This is a genomic window from Microbacterium sp. HMWF026, from assembly GCF_003061325.1.
Taxonomy (GTDB): domain Bacteria; phylum Actinomycetota; class Actinomycetes; order Actinomycetales; family Microbacteriaceae; genus Microbacterium; species Microbacterium testaceum_E.
Genome location: NZ_QAJB01000045.1, coordinates 1 through 8,445, shown reverse-complemented (window position 1 = coordinate 8,445; position 8,445 = coordinate 1). Strand labels below are relative to the sequence as shown.

Annotated in this window: 8 protein-coding genes; 6 read left to right on the top strand and 2 right to left on the bottom strand. The window is 72.8% G+C overall.

Annotated features, from left to right (window positions below):
- Positions 1–240: 240 nt before the first annotated feature.
- From DBR36_RS02065 to DBR36_RS02045, 5 genes are all read left to right on the top strand, one after another.
- The gene (locus DBR36_RS02065) at positions 241–1,893 is read left to right on the top strand and encodes an alpha-amylase family protein (RefSeq protein ID WP_108317358.1); all 1,653 of its coding nucleotides are present in this window, start codon (positions 241–243) and stop codon (positions 1,891–1,893) included.
- A gap of 232 nt (positions 1,894–2,125) precedes the next feature.
- On the top strand, positions 2,126–2,770 hold the full coding sequence (locus tag DBR36_RS02060) for a helix-turn-helix transcriptional regulator (RefSeq protein ID WP_146185178.1): 645 nt from the start codon (positions 2,126–2,128) through the stop codon (positions 2,768–2,770).
- Positions 2,771–2,790: 20 nt separating this feature from the next.
- Positions 2,791–3,252, top strand: a complete 462-nt coding sequence (locus DBR36_RS02055) for a hypothetical protein (RefSeq protein WP_108317356.1) — start codon at positions 2,791–2,793, stop codon at positions 3,250–3,252.
- Positions 3,249–4,163: a hypothetical protein gene (locus DBR36_RS02050; protein ID WP_108317355.1), complete on the top strand. Its 915-nt coding sequence runs from the start codon at positions 3,249–3,251 to the stop codon at positions 4,161–4,163. The genes DBR36_RS02055 and DBR36_RS02050 overlap by 4 nt, the downstream gene beginning before the upstream one ends.
- On the top strand, positions 4,160–5,287 hold the full coding sequence (locus DBR36_RS02045; protein ID WP_108317354.1) for a S9 family peptidase: 1,128 nt from the start codon (positions 4,160–4,162) through the stop codon (positions 5,285–5,287). Before DBR36_RS02050 ends, DBR36_RS02045 begins: the two co-directional genes overlap by 4 nt.
- 37 nt (positions 5,288–5,324) lie before the next feature.
- On the opposite strand, the gene DBR36_RS02040 is transcribed toward DBR36_RS02045, so the two are convergent.
- Both DBR36_RS02040 and DBR36_RS02035 read right to left on the bottom strand, forming a co-directional pair.
- Positions 5,325–6,572, bottom strand: a complete 1,248-nt coding sequence (locus DBR36_RS02040) for a D-arabinono-1,4-lactone oxidase (protein ID WP_108317353.1) — start codon at positions 6,570–6,572, stop codon at positions 5,325–5,327.
- 68 nt (positions 6,573–6,640) lie between these two features.
- Positions 6,641–7,801, bottom strand: coding sequence for an ROK family transcriptional regulator (locus tag DBR36_RS02035; protein WP_108317352.1), 1,161 nt, complete (start codon positions 7,799–7,801; stop codon positions 6,641–6,643).
- 84 nt (positions 7,802–7,885) lie between these two features.
- Between DBR36_RS02035 and DBR36_RS02030 the strand changes: the two genes are divergently transcribed.
- Entirely contained in the window at positions 7,886–8,371 is a 486-nt protein-coding gene (locus DBR36_RS02030) for a glutathione peroxidase (protein WP_108317351.1), read from the top strand.
- Positions 8,372–8,445 lie beyond the last annotated feature (74 nt).

The following is an 8,445-nucleotide window of genomic DNA, read 5'->3' as shown; positions in this document are numbered from 1 at the left end:
CGGCGCCGGCCCCGGCCCCGGCCCCGGCGCGGTCGCGCCGCACGGAGCGCGAATCCGGCGCTCTCGCGGATCCCGGTCCGGGTGACGCACATCGTCCGCACCGGGGCAAGAGCAACCGTCGGCGCGATCGAACGCGATAGGAACGACAGGGACAGACGCCACCGCTCCCGAGAAGAGGGCTCCGATGACGACCTCCCCGCACACCGTGCTCCGCACCGACGACCGGACGGGGGTGGCATCGTGAGGCTCACCGACACCAGCGACCTGTGGTGGAAGACCGCCGTCTTCTACAACCTCGACGTGAAGACCTACCTGGATGCCGACGACGACGGCGTCGGAGACCTGCGCGGTCTCGCCCAGCGGCTCGATCACCTCGCCGAGCTCGGCGTCACGTGCCTCTGGCTCGCGCCCTTCTACCCCTCTCCGCAGCGCGACAACGGCTACGACATCGAGGACTACTACGGCGTCGACCCGCGCTACGGATCGCTCGGCGACATGGTCGAGGTGCTGCGCACCGCGCACGACCGCGGGATGCGGGTGATCGTCGACCTCGTCGTGAATCACACCTCGGACCGGCATCCCTGGTTCCGAGAGGCGCGCACGAGCCCCGACAACCGCTACCGGCACTTCTACCAGTGGCGCGACGAGGTGCCCGAGGACGCCCCCGCGAGCATGTTCCCCGACGTCGAGGACGGCGTCTGGTTCTTCGACGAGACCGCCGGGCAGTTCTACAAGCACTCGTTCTACCGTCACCAGCCCGACCTGGCCACCGACCATCCCGAGGTGCGCGAAGAGATCGCCAAGGTCATCGGGTTCTGGCTCGAGCTCGGCATCGACGGTTTCCGCATGGATGCCGTGCCCCACCTCATCGACGGCGACGACGGTCCCGAGCACGACTTCCTCCGCGCCCTGCGGGGGTACGTCTCGCGTCGCAGCGGCCACGCGATGATGCTCGGCGAGGTGAACCTGCCGTACGACGAGCAGCTGCGCTTCTTCGGCGATGCCGACGGCGACGAGTTGACCATGCAGTTCGACTTCGTCGCCAATCAGCGCCTGTATCTCGCTCTGGCCCGGCAGGACGCCTCTGCGCTGCGCGACGCGCTGCTGACGCGACCCGAGATCGCCCGCGGCAATCAGTGGGGCAACTTCGTGCGCAATCACGACGAGCTCACCCTCGACCAGCTCAGCGCGGACGAGCGCGACGAGGTCTTCGCCGCCTTCGCGCCCGAGGAGGGGCAGCGCATCCACGGGCGCGGCATCACCCGCCGCCTGCCGTCGATGCTGGACGGCGATCCCCGGCGCATCCGCATGGTCTACAGCCTGATGTTCTCTCTGCCCGGAGCGCCGGTGCTGTACTACGGCGAAGAGATCGGCATGGGCGAGAATCCGTCGATCTCGGGCAGTCGCGCGGCCGTGCGCACGCCGATGCAGTGGACCGCGGACGCCGACGCGGGCTTCTCGGGGGCGGAAGAGTTCATCGCCGACGTGGTTCCGGGCGGCTTCGGGCCCGAGCACGTCAATGTCGCACAGCAGCGCCGCGACCCCGACTCGATGCTGCGCTTCGTCCAGAACCTCGTGCGCCACTACCGGGCGTCGCCCGAGATCGGCTGGGGGGAGCTCGGCATCCTGGATCAACCGCACCCGTGCGTCCTGGCCCACTCGGTCACGAGCGAGCTGGGGATGCTCGTCGCGGTCCACAACTTCGCCCCGGACGGGCGCACCTTCCGGCTGCGCATCGAGGGGGCGGATGCCGAGGGCTGGCGTCTCGTCGATCTGCTCGACGAGGCGCCGGGCGGCGAGGCGTTCGACGGTGACGGGTTCGACGTCACCCTCGACGGCTACGGCCACCGGTGGTGGCGCGTGCTGCGACCGGGGGAGCGGCGCATCGCCTGAGGCGATCAGCCGGGCCCACCGGCCCCGGACCGAAGAGGGCGGGCACGGCACCCCCCAATGGTGTCGTGCCCGCCGCCGGTGCGGTCGGCCGACCACGACCGGCGTGCGCGGGCGGAGCGTCCCCCACGGCCACTCCGCCCGCTGCTCGACCATCCAAGCACAGCACTCCGTAAATAGCACCCGGGTGCAGACCGTAATTACGACCATCGCCCCGGTCGCTTAGGATCGGAGAGTGGGTCGCGGCGCAGTCGGACCACCCTCGCGGTACTCCCGCCGAGTGGTGGCGAACGTGGATCGCCTGCGGCGGGCGAAAGGGCTCACCGTCGGCGAGCTGCTCAGTCGCGCCGGAATGACCAAGAGCTACTACCAGTCGCGCGCCGGTCTCTCGCTGCCGTACAACACCAACGATCTCGAGGCCCTCGCCACCGCCCTCGGCGTCACGCCCGAAGAGGTCGCGAGCCCCGAGTTCGCGGGCCGCATCGAGATGCGCGTGCCCGTGCGTCCCCTCGCCGAGCGCGTCCGTCGTCTGATGGCGAGCCAGGATGCGGGCGACGACGATCTGCTCGACCACGTCGCGGGTATCGACCCGGCTCTCGCCGACAGCGCCCGTGCGCTGCTGTCGGCTGAGACGAACACCGTCGTGCTGGACGAAGAGGTGCTGCGCCTGATCGCGCACTGGGCCGACGTTCCCGGCGAATACCTCATCGACTACACCGACGAGGCCGTGACCGACCGCACCGAGGCCGAACTCGAACTGCGGGATGCCATGCGCGCGGCGGGGGCGAGCGCCGTGCAGTTCCGTGCGCTCGGGCAGATGTCGCCCGATGCGCTGCGGGCGATCGCCCGCTCGCTGCGCGGCGGACCGCCCGCCACCTGATCGATCGACGGGAAACGGCTGTGACCGAGACGCAAGAGGCGATGGCGCGCGTGCGCGCCCGCGTCGACCGCGCGGTCGCCCGGGCGCACCTCGTCCCCGGGATGACCTTCGCCGAGGTCGTCGGCGCGGTCGAGGGGGCTCTCGGCATCCGTCTGCGGATCGTCGCCGAACCCGACACGTCCGGATGGGGCACGCTGACGGGATTCCTGACGTTCTTCCCGGGTCGTTGCGAGGGGAGCATCCACGTCCGTGCCGCGGATGCGCCGGTGTACCGCGAGTTCGCCGCCTCGCACGAGCTGGGGCACCTGCTCGACGACGCCCACTGCGCCGGGGCGTTCTGGGAGCGCTCCTCGGTCCCCCCGCACGACGACCCCCGCCTCACCTCGCCCGAGGCCGAGGCCGAGTTGGTCGCCGAGCACATCGCCCACCGCATCGCGGGGCTGCGCTACGCGGGCCCCCGGGTCGCCGAGGAATCCTGGTGACCGTCGTCCTGATCGACGTCGCTCTGGCGGCCCTGCTGCTGGTGGTCGTCGCCCGCGCGCGCACCGCCGTGCGTCAGCCGCGGACCCGTATCGCCTGGCTCGCCGCGCTGGTCGGGGCCGTGGCGCTGCTGACGCAGGGAACCGTCGTTTCCCTGCCGCTGATGGACGGCCTGCTGGGCGGGACGAACATCCTCAAACTCGTCCAGAACGTCCTGACGATGGTGGCGCTGTGGCTCGGCATTCAAGCCGGAACGGCACCCCTGACCGCTCGGGTGCGGACGCTGCGGTGGGGCCTTCCGGCGTCGCTCGCCGCGGTGTTCGCCGCGGTGTTCTTCGTCGCGCTGCCCGAGCGAGGGACGTCGTCGTTCCGCTTCATCGAGGATGCCGTCGTCACCTCCACCGGAGCGTGGGTGTACGGCGTCGTGCACATGGCCGGGATTGCGGGACTGGGCGTGCTGCTGTGCACCTCGGCGAGTCGTTCCCTGCCGGGGGTGCGCCCGTGGTTCCGCGCCGGAGCGATCGGCATCGTGCTGGGCTGCGTGAGCGAGATCGTCGACCTCACCCTCACCCGCTTCTTCGCCCCGGACGCGGTGGTCAGCGCCCTGTTCGACCCCCTGTTCTACCTGGGCGTCCTCGCCTTCGTCATCGGCATCCTGCGCTCCTCGCGGGTGTCCGCGCTCATCCGTCGCCGGGGCGAGACCCTGCTCGATGACCTGCGCACGGTCGCCCGCACGCGCGGCGTCGCCGAGGCGGCCGCGGGCGGCGGGACGGACGGGCGCCTGCACGCCCTGCGGGTCGCGGTCGAGGACCGCGCGATCGCCACCTCGACGCCGCTCGACGCCGGCGAACGGGGACTGCTCGACGCCGTCGACCTCCACCTGACCCGCGACCTCCCGGGAGTCCGCCCATGATTCGATCCCTCGCCGCCGGCGCCGCCGCCACCGGTGCCGTCGCCCTGGCCGCCCACGCAGCCCTCGGCGGGTACGTCGCGCGCCGCCTGATCGCCCCCCGCGCGGCGAAGAGCTACGCCCCGATCCGCATCGGGGACGGCACCGTCTCGGTCGCCGCCACCGCCGACAGTCGGCAGCCGGGGACGTACGGCATGTGGCTCCCGGACGGTTCCCACCTCGTGATCGGCGACATCGTCGGCGACGAGGGCGAGCGGATCGAACGCGCGCTGCTGGAGCGGCCCGCGCACCTGCCCGACGGTGAGGCCGCGGGTGCCTGGACCTCGCAGAGCATCGGCACCCCCGAGTCCGTCGGACCGACCCGGCACGTCGCGATCCCGCTCACCCGCGGAGGCACCGCCGACGCGTGGGAGATCGGAGACCCGGATGCCGCCGACGGGCGCTGGACCATCCACGTGCACGGTCTGCGCTCGAGCCGCCACGGCGCTCTGCGCTCGACACCCGCGGCGGCGGACGCCGGGTGGATGTCGCTCGTCGTCTCGTACGCCGGCGACGACGAGGCCGCTCCCGCCGAGTCGCTGCCGTCCTCTCTGGGGACGCGCGAGTGGCGCGACGTGGACGACGCGATCGGCTACGCGGTGTCGCGGGGCGCTCGAGAGATCGTGCTCGTGGCGTGGTCGATGGGCGGGACGATCGCGATGCTCGCGCTCGAGCGCTCGGTCCACCGCGAGGCCGTCGCGGGGCTCGTGCTCATCGCGCCGGCCCTGGACTGGACCCGCATCGTCGACCGCGCGATCCGGGGCGCGCGGCTGCCCGCCTCTGTCGGTGCGGCGGCCCTCACGGTGCTCGGCAGCCGCCTCGGCTCCCGCGCGCTCGGGCTCATCGAGGCGGTGGACGCCCGCGCCCTGAACTGGGTGGACGGGCCGCGTCCGGCGCCGGCGGTGCCGACGCTGATCGTGCACAGCCTGCGCGACCCGGTCGTCCCGGTGAGCGGGTCGATGGCGTACGTCAAGCGGCATCCGGATGCCGAGCTCGTCGCCTTCGACGCGAGCGGCCACTGCAACGAGGCCAACCAGGATCCGCGTCGCTTCCACGACGCGATCACGGGGTTCCTGCGCGCGCTCTGAGGCCGGGGGCGCTCCTCGCCCGTTGCGGACGGCCGGGCTACAGGCCCAGCACCCCGCGCAGGTAGGTGTTGCGGAACACGCCGCGCGGGTCGCTCTGGCGCACGACGTCCACGAAGTCCTGCGCGCGCGGCAGCGTCGACCGCACCTGATCACCGGACATCGTGAACGCCTTGCCCCAGTGCGGGCGCGCGTCGAACGGTGCGAGCGCGGCCTCGATGTGCGGCAGCACCGACAGCACGCCGTCGGTGTCGTTGCGCCAGGTGAAGTGGATCGCGAGGACGTCGCGGCGGTACGCCGGGCTGAGCCACAGCTCGTCGGCGGCGACGGTGCGCAGCTCGGTGACGAGCAGCTGCGCGTCGAAGGACGGCGCGACGGCCCGCACGGCCGCGAGGGCCTCGGCGGCGTGCGCCAGCGGGACGAAGTACTCGGACTGGATCTCGTCGCCGTCGCTGGGCAGCGCATCGGCGCGGAAGTGCGGCAGCCGCGTGTGCCACGGCCCCGAGCTGCCGCGCGGGGTGGTGTTGTCGACCGTGCGGATGCGGCCGAGGTGGATGTCGTCGCCCACCGGTCGACCGCCCAGCTCTTCGACCCAGCCGGTCGTCCCCGTGTCGCTCTTCGCCCAGACCAGGTCGTGGGCCGGGTCGCCCCACGTGGTGAAGATGCTCACGCTGCGGGCGCCACCCAGGACCGCGATCGGGTCGGTGGCGATGTCGTCCCACGCCACGCCGGTGTAGGCCTGCTGGGTGACGGCGTAGGTGGGCTCGGTGCGCAGCTCGACGGCCGTGATCACGCCGAGGGCCCCCAGGCTGAGGGCCGCCGCCGGGAATCGCGGGTCGTCGTGGTCGATGCGGTGCGTGGTGCCGTCGGCATCCATGATCTCGACCGCGGTCAGCGCGCTCGACAGATTGCCGTTGGTCACCCCCGAACCGTGGGTGCCGGTCGCCGTGGCGCCGGTGACCGAGATGTGCGGGAGCGAGCCGAGGTTGTGCAGCGCCCGCCCCTCGGCCTCGAGCACCGGGGCGAGCTCGGCGAAGGTCACGAGGCCCTCGACGCGCACGCGATCGCCGTCGACCGCGATGCGCGTGGGCATGCGCTCGAGCGACACGAGGGTGCCCTCGCTGTCGGCGATGTCGTTGAACGTGTGGCGCGTGGCCTGCACGCGCAGCAGATCGGCGGATGCCACCACCTCGGCGAGCTCGTCGGCGTCGGCCGGGAGCAGCACCTCGGGGGCGCGGTAGCGGTGGTTGCCCGACCAGGTGGTACCGGCCGCTCGGGTGTCGATCATGGAGGCTCCTCGCGTCGTCGCCCCTCCATCCTGCCCCGGACCGCCGACACCGGGGTCGATGGCGCCGGTCAGCGCGTGGGGAACAGCGTCGCGTCGAACACCGTCTCGGCGGCGCCCACGAGCAGTCTGTCCTCGCCCAGATCGGCCGTGGCCAGCGTCAATCCCTCGGCGCACGCGGGCATGGTCTGCGCGCGCACCTGCGCGTCCAGCCCCGCCAGGTCGAGCTCGGCGAGGGTCGCGAGGAAACCGCCCAGCACGATGACCGCCGGGTTCAGCACGTTCGCGGCATTGGCGAGGGCGGTGGCGAGGATGCGGCGCTGCCGGGCGATCTCGGCGCGGGCCGCCGCATCGGCGTCGCCCGCCAGCGCCTCGGCCAGGGCCGCGTCGTCGCCGGAACCCAGGCCCACGGCCGCCAGCAGCAGCGCGCGACTCACCTCGTCCTCGAGGACGCCGTCGGCGGCGCGGCGATCGGAGGGGTCGACGATGCCGGGCCGGTTCTGTCCGAATTCGCCCGCGTACCCCCCGGCTCCGCCGAGGGGAACACCGCCCACGATGACCGCTCCACCGATGCCGCTCGCTCCGCCGTTGAGGTAGACGACGTCGTCGACGCCGCGCGCGGCCCCGAACAGGTGCTCGGCCAGGGCGCCGAGCGCCGCGTCGTTGGCGACGTGGGTCGCCAGGCCCGTGGCATCCGTCACCATCCGCGCCAGGGGCGCGTCGGCCCATCCCAGGTGCGGTGCCTCTCGCACCAGACCGTCGGCGGCGCGGACGGGGCCCGGGACGGCCACGCCGATCCCGACGACGCGCGCATCGCGGAGGGGGCCGTCGCGCCAGGCGGTGACGCGGTCGGCGATGAGCGCGGCGGTGCGTTCCGGGGTGAGCAGCTCACACTGGTCGAGGCGCTCGCGCACCACGATCGTGCCGTCGAACGCCACGGCGCCCAGGTCGAGGGCATCGACCTCGGGGTTGGCCGCGACCGCGACCACCCGCGGGTCGGGTTGCACGATCGGCGACGGTCGGCCGACCCGGCCCTGCGCCGCGGACGCCGTCTCGACGACCAGGCCGGACCGCTGCAGCTCGCCCACGAGATCGGCGATCGTCGAGCGGTTCAGCCCCGTCGCCTCGGTGAGCGCCGCACGCGAACGCGGACCCGCCCGATGCACGGTGCGCAGCACGAGGGCCAGGTTGGCGCGGCGCATGCCGTCGCCCCGACTGCCCGCGGTGACCATCCGACCACTGTGCCACGCCGCGGATGCGTGAGGCGGCGCCGGACTCCCACCCCGGCCACAACCGGGCGGTGCCAGGATCGGATCATGGACCTCTCCGGCATCCCCATCACGACCATCCGCGGCGAAGAGACGACCTTCGGCGACCTGACCGCGGGCAAGGCGGCGCTCGTGGTCAACGTCGCCTCGCGGTGCGGCCTGGCTCCGCAGTACGAGGCGCTCGAGGCGCTGCACAAGAAGTACGCCGATCGCGGCTTCACCGTCATCGGCTTCCCCAGCAACCAGTTCCTGCAGGAGCTCAGCGACGAGGACAAGATCGCCGAGTACTGCTCCGCGACCTGGGGGGTGACCTTTCCGATGTCCGAGAAGGTCAAGATCAACGGCCGTCACGCCCACCCGCTGTACAAGGAGCTGACGGCGACCCCGGATGCCGAGGGCAAGACCGGCCGCATCTCGTGGAACTTCGAGAAGTTCGTCGTCTCGCCCGACGGCCGCGTGACGCGGTTCAGCCCGCGGACCCTGCCCGACGCCCCCGAGGTCGTCGCCGCGATCGAGGACGCCCTCCCGCGCTGAGCGTCCCGCCCCGGGCGCCGGGGCCCCCGGCGCTCCGGTCCCGGCCCCCGGCGCTCCGGCCCGGGCCCAGACCC